Source organism: Nocardia arseniciresistens, from assembly GCF_046764875.1.
Lineage (GTDB): Bacteria > Actinomycetota > Actinomycetes > Mycobacteriales > Mycobacteriaceae > Nocardia > Nocardia arseniciresistens.
The window spans coordinates 92,308-109,678 of record NZ_JBKORD010000023.1; the positions used below are offsets into that span (position 1 = coordinate 92,308).

A 17,371-nucleotide genomic window follows, 5' to 3' on the forward strand; every position below is an offset into this window, starting at 1 on the left:
ACGAAAGGCCGTCCGCTCGGAACATCCGAGCGGACGGCCTCCCCTGTTGGCGATGCAAGCAGATGCAGGACGGTCGCCGCTTGTCGAACTGGGTTGGTCCAATACCGCCGAATGGCGTAGGTACTCGCGCACGAAAAGGCGGTCAGCTCGCAAGTTCCGAGCCGAGCGGCCCCTTCGTCTCAGCTGACGGCGTACGGGCGGCGGACCTTGCGGGCGGATTCGAGTACGCGGGCGACTGCGGCGCGTGACAGGCCGACCTCGTTGCCGATACTGGTCGGGGTCCAGGATTGGTCGGCGAAGATGAGGATTTCGGCGAGCTGCTCGACCGGGAGCGCGGAGAGGCCGCGTTCGGCGATTTCCCTTGCTACCGCCCACACCTCGACGTCGTCGAGCTCGGCGACCATGTCGTCGCTCTCGGACAGGATGGTGTCGGCGGCGAGGGCCTGCACGGCTTCGTTGATCACATCGACCGAATTGCGACGCTCACTGTCCAGCTGCTCGGCGCTCGCGCTGGGATCGATGGCGTTGGGTGGCTGCTGATTCCGGAGTTCGGCTTGGACGGGCAGCTGTTCGGTCCAGGGGCGTTGGCTGTTCGCGCGGGATTCGGTGTGGTCGCGTGGCTGCGGGCTCTCGTTGTTCCCGCCGCGCTCTGTGGGTTCGTGCGACTCCGGTTTGTGTCTGTCGGAGGGAGCATCGGCGGACGGTTGGTGCTCGGCCCCGTTGGAGTTCGGCTGAGTCTCGAGGTTCGACCCAGCGTTGGGCTTTGATTGGACTTTGGACTTCGACCGGGTCTTGGAATTCGATTGAGCGGCGGTCGTTCCCGCGTGCGCTGTGCCGTTGCGCCGAGTGAGCGGGACCGCGCGCAGCGGATAACCGATCGACGGCTCGGCGGGTGTCGCGCCATTGCGGCCGCTCGGTTCGGTGATGTCGGCCGAACTCTGCGCGGGCACCGGATTGATGATCGCCTCGATATCGCGTGCCGCGAGCAATTCCAATAGGTCCGTCGGCTCTTCCCGTGGGATGGCGGTGACAGGGGCGGCGGTGTCGACTCGGTGGCTCGGCGCAACGTTGGGCAGATCGTTCGACTCGACCACCGGCGCACTGTCGATCAACAGTGCGTAGCGGCCGGATACCCAAGCGTGTAGCCAGATCACGACGCCGACCATGACCGGTGCGATGGCGTATTCGGCGGCGCGACCAAGCGCGCCCGAGGCCATATGCGGGCCCGCGTTCAGTGCGATGGTGGTGCCGAGCAGCGCGGCCTCGAAGAAGATGACCTTGCCTCTGGCGAGTTCACGGCCCCACCGGGCGGCGGTCGTCGCGGCAACCATGATGGTGATGATCGGGATCGAGATCATCGCCTCGATGCCATAGCTCAACCAATACAGCGGGTCGGACATGTCACCGCTCGGTACCAGGTTGTGCTGCACGTTCACTCCGGCCCACACCATGCCGAGCACCACGATCGCGATCAGCGCACGCGACGACCATTCGGCGCGCCGGTACAGCTGAGCAAGGCGCGCATCCTGATTCGACACCCGCCGCCGCGCCGCGAGCGCACGCCGGTGCCAGCGCGCGTCGGCATCGTCGGCCTTCCTGATGGCGGCGGCGGTGCGCCGATCGCGCTCCTCCGCCGCGAGCTCGTCCTCGACCGCCCGCCGACGCTGCCCGCGCCGCTGGGTCCGAACCCATTCCGCGAGTTCTCGTTCCGCCGCGATCTCCGCATCCGACAGCACCGCCAAAAGCGCCGCGTCGTGTTGCAACGGCAACTTCCCGCGCGCGGCAGCGACTTGCTGTGCCAATACGGCAATTTCGGAACTGGCGAATTCGGAATTATCGGTCGACGGTCCGTCGCGCATCGCGAGCCTTCCCGGGAGCAGGTGTCAGAACGTGAGACCTACTTGCTCGAACATATGTGTGATCGCAGTGAGATTAAACCGTCATCTCTGCGAGGTCAATGCCGACGCTCGAACAAGTGCTCGAATCGAAGAATGCCGAGAAATATAGCGATTCAGCTCAGCGTCGTATGCCAGACGATGGCGGCGGCGAGGGCGCCGGCACCGTTGACCGACCAATGCAGGGCGATCGGTGCGAGGAGGCTGCCGCTGCGGCGGCGCAGCCAGGTGAAGACCATGCCCGCGACGGCGGTCGCCACGACGGCGAGCAGGATGCCGATGATCTGGCCCGCGACGCCACCGCCGACGAATCCGCTCAGTCCTCGGTTGCTGGAGGTAAGGCCGAGTGAGGAGGCGATATGCCACATTCCGAACAACAGCGACCCCGCGGCGAAAACACCTCTCGCGCCGTAGACGCGATCGAGGGTGCCGTGCAGGACGCCACGAAATGCCAGTTCCTCGGGGATCACTGTTTGCAGCGGGATCACGATCATCGACGCGACCAGTGCACCAGAAATGGTGGCGTAGCGGTCGGCGAGGAAAAACGGGCGCGTCATCGGCAGTATCGCGCCGATCGCGACGACGGCGAGCACAAGTCCGACCGCGCCGAGCGCGTAGACAGTGCCACGGCGCCAGTGGCGTGGCGAGAGGCCGAGCTCGGACCAGCCGAGTCCGCGACGTCGAACCAGCGCGAGCAGTACGACCGCGGCGATCGGGACGGTCACGATGCTGGCCCACGCCGTGGTGAAGTGAGCGATCAGATTGGTGCCTGCCAGGACGACCACGACCACAGCCACATCGATATAGGCATGCAGTTTGTGGCGGGGCGGGGCCGCTTCCTCGAGGTCCTGTTGAAGCATCTCGCCCAGTCTACGTATCCACCTGGCCCTGGGAAGGCATGGTGACCAACGGCGCAAGTCGCTAGCGGCCCCAGTTGTCCCGCTCGTGCCAGGCTTGCAGGCTGCGGGTGGTTTCGAAGCGGCGCGGGGCACCGCTGATCGGATCGGTGAACTCGAGCGACGCGGCGAGCAACTGTAGTGGCCTGGTGAAATCATCCACCGGCTTGTCCGTGATTGCCGGGTAGAAATCGTCGCCGAGGATCGGGATGCCGAGACCGTTCATATGCAGCCGTAGCTGGTGGGTGCGGCCGGTCAGCGGGCGCAGCCGATAGCGGCCGAGCCCGTCGCGGTGCTCCAGCAGGTCGATCCGCGTTTCGGCATTGGGCTCACCGGCCACTTCTTGCGCGACGAGCACCTGCTTTTCCTTGATGATGCGGCTGCGAACCGTGCGCGGCAGCTCCAGTTCGGGATCGAACGGCGCGATCGCCTCATACTCCTTGCGGACGGTGCGCTTGTGGAACATCGTCTGGTACGCCCCGCGCCGTGCCGGATCGACGATGAACAGAATCAGCCCCGCTGTGACGCGATCGAGCCGATGCGCGGGTACCAGGTCGGGCAGGTCGAGCTCGCGGCGCAGCCGGACCAACGCGGTCTGGAGGATGTGCCTGCCACGGGGAATGGTCGCGAGGAAGTGTGGTTTGTCGACCACGAGCAGGTCGTCGTCGCGATGCACGATGGAGATATCGAAGGGCACCGTTGTCTCGTCCGGCAGGTCGCGGTGAAACCACACCGCGCCACCGGGGACAAACGGCGCGTCGGGTGCGAGCGGCCCCTCGAGATCGACGATGCCGCCTTCGCGCAGCAGTTGGTCGATTCTGGCCACGGGAACTCGGGGCAGCCGATCGACCAGATGGTCACGAACGGTCGCCCACTCGCCCTCCTCCGGCATCCGGAGGCGGGCCGGATCCAGGCCGTGCCGCTTGGGCAACGGCGGCTGCTGCCGCCTTCTCATCGGACCTAACAGTAGTCGGGCCGCCCCATCGACCGGGACGGCGATGGGTCAGAATCCGCGCAGCCGGTCCGGCCGGACCCGGACGGCGACGGAGTACTCGGCGAAGAACTCTTCCTCGGTCATCGAGATATCGACGAGTCCCTCCGTGTACTTCTCGACGTAGGCGGTGATCTCCTCCGCGGACGCGCCGGATTCGTCGACCCGCGCGGTGCCGGCGAGGATGACGACCTCGCCGCCGGTTTCGGTGGCGTTGAGGTTCAGCGAGACCCGGGGGTTGCGCGCGATATTGCGCAGCTTGGGCTTGCCCGCCTGGCTGAAGAAGAGAAATTCCTCGCCGTCCCAGCGGAACCAGACGGGGTTCGGTTGCGGGGTTCCGCTGGCACCGACGGTGGTCAGCCAGACGGTTTGTTCGCTGTCGAGCCGGGCGGCGACTTTCGCGCCGAATGTGGTGCTGGTATCGACGATTGGTTCGGAGCGATCGGATTCCGTTGTGGTCATGCCGGTGGCCAACGTCGCCGCACTGTTGTCGATTCCCCTGGGCCACGGTTGCCGTCCTTGTCGAGCAAGGGCCTTCCATCGGGGGCCTGCGGTGACAGGTTGATAACTTAGCCTTACCTATCTTCGGAGCATTTCTTGTGTGAAGATGGGTGCCGATTCCGGCTAGATGCCCCACGAAGGTCGAGAGGCGAGACATATGACGGTGGAGGTCGAGCCACTACCGGTGGCGGAGACGGGGAACCGAGCGCCGCAGGCGGTGCGGAAAGAGCGCAAACAGCACGAGGCGGCGGCGCGCAAGGAGATCCTCGCGCCGGTCCGGCGAACGCTGACACTCGCGAGCATCATCGTGGCCATCGCCTCGGTGTGCACCGTGGCGCCGTTCATTCTGATCGTCGAGGCGTGCGGGGAACTGCTCGCGGATGTGGTCGACACCGATCGGGTGTGGCGGCTGCTGCTCATCGCCGTTGTCGTGCTCATCGCGCGTGGCCTGATGCAGGCCGCCGCGCTGACCTGGTCGCATCTGGTGGATGCGAACTATCAACTCACGCTGCGCAGGTTGCTCGCGGCCAAGCTGACGCGGGTCCCGCTCGGCTGGTTCGGCGAGCGGTCCTCCGGCGAGGTGAAGAAGTATCTACAGGACGATGTCGAGGCGCTGCACTATTTGGTTGCGCACGCGCGACTGGAATTCGTCGGCGCGCTGACCGTCCCGCTGGTCACCCTCGGCTACCTGGTCACCGTGGATCTACGGCTCACCCTGGTGCTGCTCATCCCGCTGATCGCCTACGCGGTGCTGTTCAGCAGGATGATGGATCAGGACGGCCGCGACCGGATGGCCGTCTACAACCGGTGGGAGCGCCGCACCCAGGACGCCGCCATCGAGTTCGTCGACGGCATCCAGGTGGTCCGCGCGTTCGGCCAGGCAGGCAAGGCGCACACCGTGTTCCAGGAGGCGGTGAACGGCCAAGCCAAGAGCCTCGACCGATTGAAGACCCCGATCATCCGGGTGCAATCGGCCTCCGACATGGTGGTCGCTCCGGTCTTCGTAATGCTGGTCGTCGTTATCGGCGGGCTGGCCGCGGTCGGCCTGGAATGGGTTGCGCCGCTCGACGTGCTGCCATTCCTGCTGGTCGGACTGGGGCTCGGCAGCTCGTTGCTCGGTCTCGGCTACGGCTCTCAGGCGCTGCGTGCGGCGGGCGCCGCCGCGGTGCGGCTGTACGAACTGCAACAGACACCCGAATTGAGTTCGGGGGCATCGGAGTCGAGCGACGACGAGCCGAAACCCGCCGGTGTGGTCCGCTTCGAGGGCGTCACCTTCGGCTACCGCACCGACCATGAGGTATTGCGCGGCATCGATCTCGAGCTCGAGCCGGGCACCCTCACCGCCCTTGTCGGCCCGTCCGGATCCGGCAAGTCGACCCTCGCCAAATTACTGCCCCGCTTCTACGACGTCGGTGCGGGACGAATCACCATCGCGGGCAGGGATATCCGCGACTACTCCTCCGACGAGCTGTATCGCACTGTGGGATTCGTGTTCCAGGACGTCCGATTGATACGCGGCACGGTGCGCGAGAATCTTCGACTGGCCCGGCCCGATGCCGATGACGCCACCATGGAACGCGCGGCGCGCGCGGCACAGATCCACGACCGCATCCTGGCGTTGCCGCGCGGCTACGACTCCGAGATCGGTGTCGACGCGACATTGTCCGGCGGTGAGGCGCAACGACTTTCGATAGCAAGGGCACTACTGGCCGATACCCCGGTGCTCGTGCTCGACGAGGCGACCGCCTTCGCCGACCCGGAATCGGAGGCGGCCGTTCAGGATGCGCTTGCCGTGCTTGTCGCCGGGCGCACCGTGCTCGTCATCGCGCATCGCCTGCACACCATTACCGGAGTCGATCGAATTCTGGTGCTGGAGAACGGGACCCTGGTCGAGCAGGGTGATCACCGCGGCTTGGTCGCCGCGGGTGGCACCTACCAGCGGCTATGGGAAATCAACGAGGCGGCGCTCGGCGCTATCGCGCTTGTCGAGAATGCCGCTGCCAACGAGGGGACACGATGATTCGCAAGGTTCTCGGACTCGTCCCCGGCGAGCTCACCCATCTGACACCGAAGCTGCTCGCCGCCATCATCGCCCAGGCGCTGAGCCAAGCCGCGGCCTATCTCCTGTTGGTGCCGGTACTGGAGGCGTTGTTCGACAACGATCTCGGCCGGGCGTGGTTCTGGGCGCTGTGGATGCTCGCCGCCGTGGCCGCCGTGGTGGTCTTCGGCTATCTACAGGCCGCGATCGGCCTGCGCATCGGCGTCGGCATGCAGCGCGGACTGCAAACCAGGCTCGGCGACCATCTCAACGCGCTGCCGCTCGGCTGGTTCGAGACGCACAGCGCGGGACCGCTGTCACGGATCGTCGTCGAGAACGTGCGCGAGATCCAGGGATTGATCGCCTACCTGCTGACCAAGGTGCTCACCAGCATCCTGGTGCCGCTCGGCGTCGCGCTCGGAATGCTGTTCATCGACTGGCGGATCTCGGTGGCCATGTTGCTCGCCGCACCGGTGCTTTTCCTGATCAACAGCGCGGCGAACCGGGCGTACTCCGGTGCCGACGAGCGGATGCACGCGGCGGCGGCCGAAGCCGATTCGCGGGTGGTCGAATTCGCGCAGGCGCAGCCGGTGCTGCGGTCCTTCGGTGCGGTCGGGCCGGGCAATAGGGCCCTCGACGACGCACTTGCGCGACAGCGTTCGGCCATCTCCCGGCTGATGTTCGCGACGGTGCCAGGTCTGATCGTGTTCGGTCTGTTCGTTCAGGCGGTCTTCCTGGTCCTGGTCTACATCGCAGTGGGCAGGGTGACCGACGGTGCTGTGTCGGCGGCCGCGGCGATCGCATTGATCGCGGTGAGCTCCCGGTTCATCGAACCGCTCAACCAGGCCGCACAGCTCGGCAACGCGTTGCGATCAGCGGCGGCAGCGGCCGACCGTGTCACCGGTCTGCTCGCGGAACCGCTACTGCCGGAGGCGAATACGCCGGTCGAGCCTGGTGCGCCCTCGGTCGTCTTCGATGACGTCTCATTCGGGTACCTGCCCGGTGCGCCGGTGGTGTCCAACCTGACGTTCTCCGTGCCCGCCGGTACCACGACAGCCGTCGTCGGCCCGAGCGGTGCGGGCAAAACGACGCTACTGCGGCTGGTGGCCAGGTTCTACGATGTCGACTCGGGTCGAGTCGCGGTCGGCGAACACGACGTGCGTGCGCAGCCCTCGGAGACATTGCTGAACCAGCTTTCGCTGGTCTTCCAGAACGTCTATCTGTTCAATCAGTCGGTGGCGGACAACATTCGGATCGGTCGCCCCGACGCCACCGACGCCGAGTTGCGCCGCGCCGCGACGGCGGCGAACGTGGACGAGATCGTCGACCGGCTCCCCGACGGCTTCGACACCGCGGTCGGTGAGGGCGGCGCCACGCTGTCCGGTGGTGAGCGGCAACGGGTTTCGATCGCGAGGGCGCTGCTCGAGGACGCCCCGATCGTCCTGCTCGACGAGGCGACAAGCGCGCTCGACCCGCACAGCGAGGCGGTCGTCGTGCGTGGCGTGCACGAGCTCACCCGCGACAAGACAGTGATCGTCGTCGCGCACCGTCTCGCGACCATCGCCCACGCCGACCAGATCCTCTTCCTCGACGGCGGCCGCATCGTCGAACGCGGCACGCACACCGAGCTTTTGGCGCACAACGGCCGCTATGCCGACTTCTGGAACGAACGCTCCCGCGCATCGGGCTGGCGGCTGGAACCGGCTCCGGTATGAACGACCGACCGGCCCCGTCGTCTCGGTGACGACGGGGCCGGTCGGCTAGCGTGCGTCTCCCAATGCTTGTTGCGCAGGATAGAAGCGGGCCATTCTTGTCGGTGCCTGGTGGGATGCTTCTGCTGTGGTGCGGCACACGTCATGAGGACGGTGTGTACCGATCTCACCGATCGGGAGACACGCTTTATTTCCAGTAGGCCCGTGACTTGATCGCGGTCTTGGGCAGCGCGTGCGTTCTCTCGAGCGTCTTGACGATCGAGCGCGTGGTGTGTCCATCGCAGGCCACCCAGGCGTAAGTGTTTTCGGCGCAGTCGATTTCCTGGGCCTGCTCACGCAGCAGCCTGCCGTCGTCGATGCGCTGCACCCAGGTCACCTGATGATGTGGCTTGTTGCGGACGGGTAGCGCAGGATCGGATTCGTACTGCCATTCCAGCCACACTTTTGCCGGGACGTCGCTGATCGCGTCGAGCAGCGAATTGATCGCGGGCAGCGAGGCGGTGTCGCCGAAGATGACGAACTCGCTCGGCAGTGGATCGGGCAGTTCGAAATCCGAGCCGAGCACCGAGACGTCGATTTCGTCACCGACGGCGGCCTTTTGCGCCCACATCGAGGCGGGTCCGTGGTGCACGGCGAACTCGATCGAGAAGGTGTCGCCGGTCGGGTCCGGATCCACGAGGGTGTAGCCGCGCTGATGTTCCTTGTCGCCGTTGGGGATCCACAGTCGAACCCACTGGGTGGGGTGGACGGGATGATCGGCGAGCAGGCCCCCCGCGGTGAAGCCGAGTCGTAGGAATTTGTCGGTGATGTATTCGGTCGAGGTGACCGTCAGCCGATAGTCCTCGGCGCGCCACGCTTTCAGCATCAAGCCTTCGAATCCTCTACCCATGTTACTAAGGTTAGCCTAAGATCACTCGAGAGTTGAATGTGGCGTGGCACACATGACATGGATATGGCAATGGCCCCCGAATTCGGGGGCCATTGCCGTTGTGGCGCGGGGTGTTACACCGTGCAGGGCAGCATCGCGACGCTCGCCACAGTGCACTCGGCCTCACGGGTGAGCTTCCAGGTGCCGTCGATCTGCTTCCAGGAGATCTCGAAGAACCAGGGGTCGTAGCCGTCGATGGAGGTCTTCAGCTGCGCGGTGAGCTGATTGCCCGACACCGAGACCGGGCCGAGCACATCCCAGCGGAAGCTCGGCGGCGCGGCGGCCATCACGGTGCCGACCTGGTTGACGAGGCCGATGCCCGCATCGCCCGCTTCGAGCTCGGCGGCACGGGCCGAGCGTGAGGCGCCGGTGTTCAGAACCAGCTGCAGCTTGGCCTTCAGCTCGCCGACTCCGGGAGCCTCGGCGCGCATCGGCGTGCCGATCGGCGCGGCTGCGGCCGGGGTCGCGACGGTGCCGAAGGTGCCGACAAGCGCGGTCGCGGCGAGCGCGAAGGCCGCGGCCGCGAGGCGCGCGACCGGCTTCTTTCTGGTGCTGATCATCTCTTCATCCATTCGTTCGTCGGTGCGGGTTCCCAGGCTCGGGCACTGGCACTACCCTGCAATATAAGGTAAGCCTATGCAAAGAAGATAGCGGCCTGGGTGCGGCAGATCACCGCGGGAAATCGAGTAGAGGAGAACCGGTGGAAACGCTTCTGGTGGTCGGAGCTGGACCGAAAGCCCTTGCGGTGGCGGCAAAAGCGCACGTGCTGCGGCAGCTCGGCCTGCCCGCGCCGCGGGTCGTCGTCGTCGAGGCGCACACGGTCGGCGGTAACTGGCTGCCGAGTGGTGGCTGGACCGACGGGCAGCATCGCCTCGGCACGAGTCCGGAAAAGGACGTCGGCTTCCCGTATCACTCCACCTGGTCGCGCGGGCACAACCGGGAGATCGACGCGGCCATGACGGCCTATAGCTGGACCTCGTTCCTCGTCGAGAACGGCACCTACGCCGAATGGGTCGACCGCGGCCGACCGAGCCCGCACCACCATGTCTGGGCCAAATACCTGCAATGGGTCGCCCGTGCCATCGACCTCGACGTGGTGTTCGCAACGGTGCGTTCGGTGGCCGCGGCGGCGGACGGCTGGCTGGTCTCGGTGGCCGACGCAGACGGTCTGATTACTGAAATCGACACGGACGCACTGATGATCACCGGTCCTGGGCGCAGTACCCGGGCGCTGGCCGAGCATCCTCGGGTACTGAGCATCGCCGAGTTCTGGGATCTGGCGGGCAAGCGCGGGCTGCCGGTGTCCTCGCGGGCCGCGGTGATCGGCGGCGGTGAGACGGCGGGCTCGGCCCTGGACGAGCTGGTCCGGCACGACATGCTCACCATCTCGGTGATCTCCCCCAAGGCGACCATCTACACGCGAGGTGAAAGTTATTTCGAGAACTCACTTTTCAGCGACCCGGTCAAGTGGAGCGCGCTGAGTATGGAGGAACGCCGTGATGTCATCCGGCGGACCGACCGCGGCGTGTTCTCGGTGCGGGTGCAGGAGAGCCTGATCGGGGACAACCGCGTACATCACCTCCAGGGCCGGGTGGTGCGGGTGGCCGAGCACGGCGACGGCGTCGCGATGACGCTGCGCAACGAGCGGCGCGCGGACCAGGTGCACGCCTTCGACCTGGTTGTCGACGCCACCGGCGGGCAGCCGCTGTGGTTCCTCGAGCTGTTCGATTCGAACGCGGCCGACCTGCTGGAACTGGCGGTCGGCGGTCCGCTGACCCAGTCGCGCATCGAGGCCTCGATCGGCTACGACCTCGCGGTGTCCGGTCTGGACACGAAGCTCTATCTGCCGAACATGGCCGCGATGGCGCAGGGGCCAGGATTTCCGAATCTCAGCTGCCTCGGCGAACTTTCGGACCGCGTGCTGCGGACCGCTCCGGCCCGTTCAATGGCGGGACCAGGGCGCGCGGCGGCGGCTCGGGTGGCCTGAACTCGGCCGAAAATCAAACAGGCTAGGCTACCCTTAATTCGTCAATAGGTGAGGTTCGGTTCATGCGTATCGTGTCGTTCGGTTTCCAGACCTGGGGTCGTGAGACTCTCCGGGCCCTGATCGAATCGGAGCATGAGGTGGTGCTCTCGGTCACCCACCCGGCCAGTGAGCATTCATACAAGGGGATCTGGTCGGATTCGGTCGAGGAGCTCGCCCGCGAGCACGGCATTCCCGTTCATCTCACCGAGCGGGCCGACGAGACGACCATCGACCTGGTCAAGCGGGCCGAGCCGGACGTCATCGTGGTGAACAGCTGGTACACCTGGATGCCCGCGGAGCTCTACAACCTGCCCGTGCACGGCACCCTGAACCTGCACGATTCATTGCTGCCGAAGTTCACCGGCTTCTCTCCGGTGCTGTGGGCGCTGATCAGCGGCGAATCCGAGACCGGCCTGACCATCCATCGAATGGACGAGGGTCTCGACACCGGCGACATCCTCGTGCAGCGCTCGATTCCCATCGGCCCCAACGACTCCGGCACCGAACTGGTGTTGCGCGGGATGGAGCTGATTCCCGATGCGCTGCGCGAGGCCCTCGGCGCGCTGGAGTCCGGTACCGCCCAGTGGCGGCCACAGCGTAAAGCCGAGCGCACCTACTTTCATAAGCGTTCCGAACGCGACAGCCGGATCGACTGGACCTGGTCAGCGATCGATCTCGAACGCTTCGTGCGCGCGCTCTCGGAGCCGTACCCGCGCGCGTTCACCCACTACCGCGGCGAACGGATCGAGGTGCTCGATGCGGTGCTCTCCGAGGCGCGCTATGGCGGCACGCCCGGCCGGGTCATCGTGCAGGAGGGTGGTGGCGTGGTGGTGGCGGGCCGGGATGCGCATCGGGGACTCGAGCGCGGCTTGGTGATCACGCGCGTGCGCGATGCCAGTGGTGCCGAGCACTCGGGGGCCGAATTCTTCGCTCGCGGTGGCTATCTCACCGATCAGGTTTGAGGTGATGTAGATCGCCTCGGGACGCACTAGATCGCTGGACGTATTAGGGTAGCCTCAGCTAATATCGATCGACGATATCAAGACCACATCAGATAGTGCAGCGAGCCGGGGGGTGTTGTACGCCGCCGATTTCCATGGCGTTTCACGGTGCGATACATAGTGCCGCAAAACGTTCGGCGGAAGCGCAGGAGTCAAGAAATGCCAGCAAATCTCGGTTGGGTACGGCAATTCCACAAGCCAGGCTCCATCGCTGGCGACCGCACGCCGGTCGCTCGAAATGGCGCAACCCGTCCACCCCTATTGATCTGCCCGCATGCGGGCAGCGGTGCCTCCGCTTATCGGGCGTTTTCCAAGGTGCTCAGCGAACACTTCGATGTGTTGATCTTCCAGTACCCGGGTCGTCAGGATCGGGCGCGTGAAGCCGCCGCGTCCACATTGACCGAGCTCGCCGCCGGAGCTTTCGCGGAATTCCGCGGCTCCGAACACAACCGGGGGCTACCGCTCACGGTGTTCGGCCACAGTATGGGCGCGATGGTGGCGTTCGAGCTGGTCAGGGCGGCGGAAGCGGCGGGCATCGATGTCAGGCTGCTCGCTGCTTCCGCGGCGGTCTCACCGGGGCGGGCCGCCGACCTGCCACCCCATCCCACCGACGACGAGCAGATCCTCGACCATCTCTCCAACATCGAAGGCACCGGCGCGGATGTGCTGGCCAGCCGTGAGGTGATGCGGATGGCGCTGCCGGTCGTGAAGGCCGACTACCGAGCCTTCGACGCATACACCTGCCCGGTGGATGTACGAGTGCAGGCCAGGATTCACGTGCTCGGCGGTGCCGAGGATCTGCTCGTCACGCCGCGCGAACTGTATGGCTGGGCCAATCACAGCGACCAGGAGATCGAGGTGACGGTGTTCGACGGCGGGCATTTCTATCTGCACGATAATGCCGCCGGAATCGCCGAATTGCTTGCGCCGGAATTGAATCGCGTCGCATGACCCAGGCCGTGGACCACATTGTCATCTCCGGAATGGCCGTCGAGGCGCCCGGCGGCGTCGAGACGCTTCCGGAATTCTGGTCGGCGCTCGCCGAATCACGTGAACTGATCGGCCCGTTTCCGCGAAATAGGGAATGGCCGATCGAACAATTGCTCGCTCTGCACCGCGCCGAAGGGTGGAGCCGCGTCGCCGACGCCGGTGGGTTCCTGGCCGGGGCAACCGAATTCGATCCGATGTTCTTCGGCATCACACCGCGTGAGGCTGTCTCGATGGACCCGCAGCAGCGAGTCGCGCTGCGGGTGGCATGGCGGGCGCTGGAGAACGCGGGCATAAACCCCGGTGCGTTGGACGGTGCGGACGTCGGCTGCTTCATGGGCGCCTCGATCAACGAATACGGCCCGATCGCCGGCGCGGTCACCGAGTACACCGGCTACCGGGTCACCGGTAGCGCGCTCGGCGCGATCGCCGGACGAATCTCACACAGTCTCGGCCTGATCGGGCCCTCGCTGACCACCGACACCGCGTGCGCGTCCTCGCTCACGGCCTTGCATCTGGCCGCGAATGCGGTGCGAGGTGGTGAATGTGATTGGGCGCTGGCAGGCGGTGTGTGCGTAATGGGTTCGCCTGCCGCCTTTTTCGAGTTCTCGAAGAACAACGCGCTCGCCGTGGACGGACACTGCCGTTCCTACGGCGCTGATGCCACCGGAACACTCTGGGGCGAAGGCGCCGGAGTCGTAATCGTCGAACACGAGTCGCGGGCAAGGGAATTGGGCCATCGAATCTATGGCCGCCTGCTGGCCTCGCGGGTCAACCACAATGGCAAGGGCGCACCGATCGCGGTGCCGAGCACCTCGGCGCAGCAACGGCTGATCGAGAAGACCCTGTCCGCGGCGGGTATTCGCGCCGAGGACATCGGCCTGATCGAAGGACACGGCACTGGAACACCGGTCGGTGATCCGCTGGAGTTGACCGCGCTTGCCAACGCCTACGGTGCGCCCGACCGGGCGACGCCGGGACCGCGCCTCGGTTCGGTGAAATCGAATATGGGTCACGCGCAGGCGGCCTCCGGCATGCTCGGGCTGATCAAGGTGCTGTTGAGCGGGGCCAACGGACAGATCCCGCCGAGCCTGTATGCGGACAACCCGACCACCGAGGTGGATTGGGACGCCACCAGCCTGCGGCTGGCCGCGAAACTCGAACCATGGGAGCCGGTCGACGGCGTCCGTTACGGAGCCGTCTCATCGTTCGGCGTCGCGGGCACCAACGCACACGCGATCCTGGCCATGCCTGTGCTGGAGGACATCAATGCCTGACTATCGGCTGCCGGACGGCGCCATTCCCGTATTGCTGTCATCGGATTCCGTCGACGGTCTGCGTGGCGAAGCCGCCGCGATACTGACCTATCTGGAACATAACCAGCATGTCGTGCCGGATCAGGTGGCGGACATGCTGTTCCGCACGCGGACGGCGAAACGTCGCCGCGCCCTCGCGATGGTGACGACACGTACGGAGCTCATGGACGCGCTGCGTTCGGTCGCCGCCGACACCGAGCACCCAATGGTCGTCTCCACCATCGGGGTCGCCTCCGATCGGCGGATCGGCTTCGTATTCCCCGGTCAGGGTAGCCAGCGACCGGGTATGGGCAAGATGTACTATGCCGCCTCGCCCGCCTTCCGCGCGGCGATCGAGGAATGCGCGGCGATCTTCGAAGACCGCTTCGGGCATGCCGAGCCGCTGCGCTACCTGCTCGGCGATGAGGGGCAGTTCGAGGACTCGGTGCGAGTTGTACAGCCCGCGCTGATGTTCCAGATGTCCGGACTGGCCGCCATGTGGCAGGCGGCGGGCGTCGCTCCCGCGGCGACCATCGGCCACAGCCAGGGTGAGCTCGCCGCCGGTGCGGTGTCGCGGATCATGACACTGCGGGATTCCGTACTGGCGGTTGCCCATCGGGCCATGCTCGTCGACCGGATTTCGCCGCGCGGCTTTTCGATGGCGGTGCTCGGCATGGATCGCGACCAGTGCGAGGCGCTGCTGGCGCGGCATTCCGGATGGGCGGAGCTGTCGGTGGTGAATTCTCCGCACATTCTGGCGATCTCGGGTGACCGCGACACCATCGTCGATATGGTCGCGACCGCGAACGCCAAAGGTCAGTTCGCCAAGGAAATTCGGGTGGCCTACCCGGCGCACACCTCGATCGTCAGCGAATACCGCGATGACCTGGAGGCGGCGCTCAATGACGAGATGAGCGGCCCGAACTTCCTCGAGACCGAGATCCCTTGCTATGGAGCAACCCTCGGCGAGGCAATCGGTCCGCATCTGGCGCACAGCGCGTACTGGTATTGGAATCTGCGCAATCGTGTGCGGTTCGACCGCGCGATCGTCGCGGCCTCCGCCGATGTCGACACCTTCATCGAGATCGCCGAACACCCCATGCTGCAGTTGGCGATCCAGGAAAATATCGGGCTGGTCCCGCACGATCCCGCGCTGCCACCGCGCGACTTCCGGGTCGCGGGTACCTCCCTGCGCACCGCCGTGGGCCTGGGCGAGTTCACCAGGAACCTGGCCACCATAGCGGTGCACGACCTGAACTACCGTTGGGAGGCGCTGCGCGTCGAATCCAACTCGGGTACTGCGCGATTGCCGTTGCGCGACTTCCCGAACACGGTGCTGAGCCGGCAGCAACTGTGGGCGCCGTATCAGTCCGCGCCCACGTCCATCGGCGGACCCGAATCCGGCGACATTGATCAGCGCCCGACGCGGCTTGCTGAGAACTGGGTACGACTCGAGCGCCGATCGCTGGTTGCGCCACGCACCTTGCTTGTCGTCGACCACACCGGGCGTTGCGGCGAACTCGCATCGGCGCTGTGCACCGCGGCCTACAACCATGGGGCGAGCGCGACGGCCTACGACCCGGATAGGCCCGCGGTGACCGCGGACTACGACTCGGTCGTCGTTCTGCTGCCCGAACTTCCGGACATGGACGGGCCCGCCGCTGTCCGCGAGCTCGCCGACTTCTACGCCTCCCGATGGCTGCCCGCCATCGATTCGACCGTCGGGGACTGCTGGCTGCTGACCGTCGGCGGCGAATCGGTAGTCGCCGAAGATCCAGCACCGCATCTGTTCAACGGCGCGGTGTCCGCTGGCTTCCGCTGCATCGGTCTCGAGCACATCGGTACCGCGTTCCGGCATCTCGACCTGGGAGCGGGCGATTCGGATGCACCGCGAGCGGCGGCGATCGTGCGCGCACTGCACACCAAGGACGAGGCGCAACTCGCGTTGCGCGTCGGCGGGCTCTACGCCAAGCGGCTCGAAGTGGATTCCGCGCGCCCGACCGAGGCACCGGATTCCGGGGATCTGGAACACGTGGTCATCGTCGGCGGTACCGGGACCCTCGGCCTGAAGTTCGCCGAGTACCTCGCGGGTCGTGGCGCCGGACGCATCACCCTGCTCAGCCGGTCGGGCGAGACCGAGGCGATCGCCGGCCGATTGCGTGCCGTCCGGGAGATCGGTCACGCCGAAGTCGTCGTCGCCGCCTGCGATGTCAGCGATGAATCCAGCGTCCGCCGACTCGCCGCCGGGCACGCGGATTTACCCGCCACCATGCTCGTGCACGCGGCGGTGAACTATGTGAGCGCGGAACTCGCCGACATCACCACCGAAAAGGTGCTGGAGATGGCGAGCTCGAAGATCATCGGCACCGATCATCTGCTTCGGCTGTTGCCGCTCGCCGATGATTGCCGGGTCATCATCTGCTCCTCTGCGGCAGCCGTATTCGGCGGCAGGGGACAAATCCTCTACGCCACCGTCAACCGGATGCTCGACGTGCTGGCCTGCCGGTTGCGGGCTTCGGGCACGAATGCTGTTGCCGTGCAGTGGGGAATTTGGGATCTCGAAGGACCGCTGCACGCCGTCGGTCTGGACCGGATTACCGCCGCGGGCGGGGTCTCCATGAGCCCACGCGATGCCCTCGCCGTCGGATTCACCGAGCACGCCGAAATCGGTCGTCCCGGAAACCGTCTCGTGATGGCGGCCGATTGGGCGCAGTTGTCCGACATCATCTCGGCGGTCGGCTGGGGTGCGTTGCTCACTGACGTACTGGCACAGCTACAGCAGCCGACGCGAGTGCCGGTGGCTGTCACCGAACCCGTTGACGCGCAGCGGTTCACCGTGTCCGAAGCGGGCGCGGCCGATGTCTCGCTGTCCGACCAGGTGCTGCGGCAGCTGGGCAAGGTGATGGGTACCGAAGGGCTCGACACCATCGACAGTTCGGTGCCGCTGGTCGCCCTCGGCCTCGATTCCCTACAGGCGCTGGACTTCCGTAAGCGAGTGCAGGCCGAACTGAACCGCGATCTCCCGGTGGCGGCCATCCTGGGCGGCGCGTCGTTGGACGACGTCGTACGCCTGATGGCCGGCAGCAACGTCTAGGCGAGGA

At 66.0% G+C, this 17,371-nt stretch carries 13 protein-coding genes; 7 read left to right on the forward strand and 6 right to left on the reverse strand.

All coding sequences use genetic code 11. The features are described from left to right. Nucleotides 1–179 precede the first annotated feature (179 nt). From ACLMAJ_RS33665 to ACLMAJ_RS33680, 4 genes are all read right to left on the reverse strand, one after another. Entirely contained in the window at nucleotides 180–1,859 is a 1,680-nt protein-coding gene (locus ACLMAJ_RS33665; RefSeq protein WP_412017928.1) for a hypothetical protein, read from the reverse strand. A 152-nt stretch (nucleotides 1,860–2,011) separates the two neighbouring features. After that, entirely contained in the window at nucleotides 2,012–2,755 is a 744-nt protein-coding gene (locus ACLMAJ_RS33670) for a CPBP family intramembrane glutamic endopeptidase (protein ID WP_412017929.1), read from the reverse strand. Nucleotides 2,756–2,816: 61 nt separating this feature from the next. Beyond that, complete coding sequence (locus ACLMAJ_RS33675) at nucleotides 2,817–3,746, reverse strand: RluA family pseudouridine synthase (protein ID WP_412017930.1); 930 nt, start codon at nucleotides 3,744–3,746, stop codon at nucleotides 2,817–2,819. Nucleotides 3,747–3,794: 48 nt separating this feature from the next. Further along, the gene (locus ACLMAJ_RS33680; RefSeq protein WP_412017931.1) at nucleotides 3,795–4,244 is read right to left on the reverse strand and encodes a TIGR03667 family PPOX class F420-dependent oxidoreductase; all 450 of its coding nucleotides are present in this window, start codon (nucleotides 4,242–4,244) and stop codon (nucleotides 3,795–3,797) included. A 196-nt stretch (nucleotides 4,245–4,440) separates the two neighbouring features. On the opposite strand from ACLMAJ_RS33680, the gene ACLMAJ_RS33685 reads away from it, so the two are divergent. Beyond that, nucleotides 4,441–6,303: an ABC transporter ATP-binding protein gene (locus tag ACLMAJ_RS33685; protein WP_412017932.1), complete on the forward strand. Its 1,863-nt coding sequence runs from the start codon at nucleotides 4,441–4,443 to the stop codon at nucleotides 6,301–6,303. Then, on the forward strand, nucleotides 6,300–8,036 hold the full coding sequence (locus ACLMAJ_RS33690; protein WP_412017933.1) for an ABC transporter ATP-binding protein: 1,737 nt from the start codon (nucleotides 6,300–6,302) through the stop codon (nucleotides 8,034–8,036). Before ACLMAJ_RS33685 ends, ACLMAJ_RS33690 begins: the two co-directional genes overlap by 4 nt. Nucleotides 8,037–8,220: 184 nt before the next feature. Here ACLMAJ_RS33690 and ACLMAJ_RS33695 read toward each other — a convergent pair whose 3' ends face one another. After that, nucleotides 8,221–8,922, reverse strand: coding sequence for a siderophore-interacting protein (locus ACLMAJ_RS33695; RefSeq protein WP_412017934.1), 702 nt, complete (start codon nucleotides 8,920–8,922; stop codon nucleotides 8,221–8,223). A 113-nt stretch (nucleotides 8,923–9,035) separates the two neighbouring features. Further along, nucleotides 9,036–9,521, reverse strand: a complete 486-nt coding sequence (locus tag ACLMAJ_RS33700; RefSeq protein ID WP_412017935.1) for an MTB12 C-terminal domain-containing protein — start codon at nucleotides 9,519–9,521, stop codon at nucleotides 9,036–9,038. 140 nt (nucleotides 9,522–9,661) lie between these two features. Between ACLMAJ_RS33700 and ACLMAJ_RS33705 the strand changes: the two genes are divergently transcribed. From ACLMAJ_RS33705 to nbtC, 5 genes are all read left to right on the forward strand, one after another. After that, complete coding sequence (locus ACLMAJ_RS33705; protein WP_412017936.1) at nucleotides 9,662–10,948, forward strand: SidA/IucD/PvdA family monooxygenase; 1,287 nt, start codon at nucleotides 9,662–9,664, stop codon at nucleotides 10,946–10,948. 62 nt (nucleotides 10,949–11,010) lie between these two features. Then, nucleotides 11,011–11,949 (forward strand): methionyl-tRNA formyltransferase, encoded by a 939-nt coding sequence (locus ACLMAJ_RS33710; RefSeq protein WP_412017937.1) that lies wholly within the window; start codon nucleotides 11,011–11,013, stop codon nucleotides 11,947–11,949. A 198-nt stretch (nucleotides 11,950–12,147) separates the two neighbouring features. Further along, a complete protein-coding gene (locus ACLMAJ_RS33715) occupies nucleotides 12,148–12,939 on the forward strand; it encodes a thioesterase II family protein (protein WP_412017938.1) in 792 nt (263 codons plus the stop codon). Further along, entirely contained in the window at nucleotides 12,936–14,252 is a 1,317-nt protein-coding gene (locus ACLMAJ_RS33720) for a beta-ketoacyl [acyl carrier protein] synthase domain-containing protein (protein WP_412017939.1), read from the forward strand. Before ACLMAJ_RS33715 ends, ACLMAJ_RS33720 begins: the two co-directional genes overlap by 4 nt. After that, nucleotides 14,245–17,364, forward strand: a complete 3,120-nt coding sequence (gene nbtC / locus ACLMAJ_RS33725) for a nocobactin polyketide synthase NbtC (protein ID WP_412017940.1) — start codon at nucleotides 14,245–14,247, stop codon at nucleotides 17,362–17,364. The genes ACLMAJ_RS33720 and nbtC overlap by 8 nt, the downstream gene beginning before the upstream one ends. The last annotated feature ends 7 nt before the right edge of the window (nucleotides 17,365–17,371 follow it).

Bases quoted from the DNA above. Each gene is read 5' to 3' on its own strand.
- ACLMAJ_RS33665 (WP_412017928.1), bottom strand. From the start codon at position 1,859: ATGCGCGACGGACCGTCGACCGATAATTCCGAATTCGCCAGTTCCGAA.
- ACLMAJ_RS33695 (WP_412017934.1), bottom strand. From the start codon at position 8,922: ATGGGTAGAGGATTCGAAGGCTTGATGCTGAAAGCGTGGCGCGCCGAG.
- ACLMAJ_RS33700 (WP_412017935.1), bottom strand. From the start codon at position 9,521: ATGATCAGCACCAGAAAGAAGCCGGTCGCGCGCCTCGCGGCCGCGGCC.
- ACLMAJ_RS33720 (WP_412017939.1), top strand. From the start codon at position 12,936: ATGACCCAGGCCGTGGACCACATTGTCATCTCCGGAATGGCCGTCGAG.
- ACLMAJ_RS33690 (WP_412017933.1), top strand. From the start codon at position 6,300: ATGATTCGCAAGGTTCTCGGACTCGTCCCCGGCGAGCTCACCCATCTG.
- ACLMAJ_RS33670 (WP_412017929.1), bottom strand. From the start codon at position 2,755: ATGCTTCAACAGGACCTCGAGGAAGCGGCCCCGCCCCGCCACAAACTG.
- ACLMAJ_RS33675 (WP_412017930.1), bottom strand. From the start codon at position 3,746: ATGAGAAGGCGGCAGCAGCCGCCGTTGCCCAAGCGGCACGGCCTGGAT.
- ACLMAJ_RS33710 (WP_412017937.1), top strand. From the start codon at position 11,011: ATGCGTATCGTGTCGTTCGGTTTCCAGACCTGGGGTCGTGAGACTCTC.
- ACLMAJ_RS33715 (WP_412017938.1), top strand. From the start codon at position 12,148: ATGCCAGCAAATCTCGGTTGGGTACGGCAATTCCACAAGCCAGGCTCC.
- ACLMAJ_RS33685 (WP_412017932.1), top strand. From the start codon at position 4,441: ATGACGGTGGAGGTCGAGCCACTACCGGTGGCGGAGACGGGGAACCGA.
- nbtC (WP_412017940.1), top strand. From the start codon at position 14,245: ATGCCTGACTATCGGCTGCCGGACGGCGCCATTCCCGTATTGCTGTCA.
- ACLMAJ_RS33680 (WP_412017931.1), bottom strand. From the start codon at position 4,244: ATGACCACAACGGAATCCGATCGCTCCGAACCAATCGTCGATACCAGC.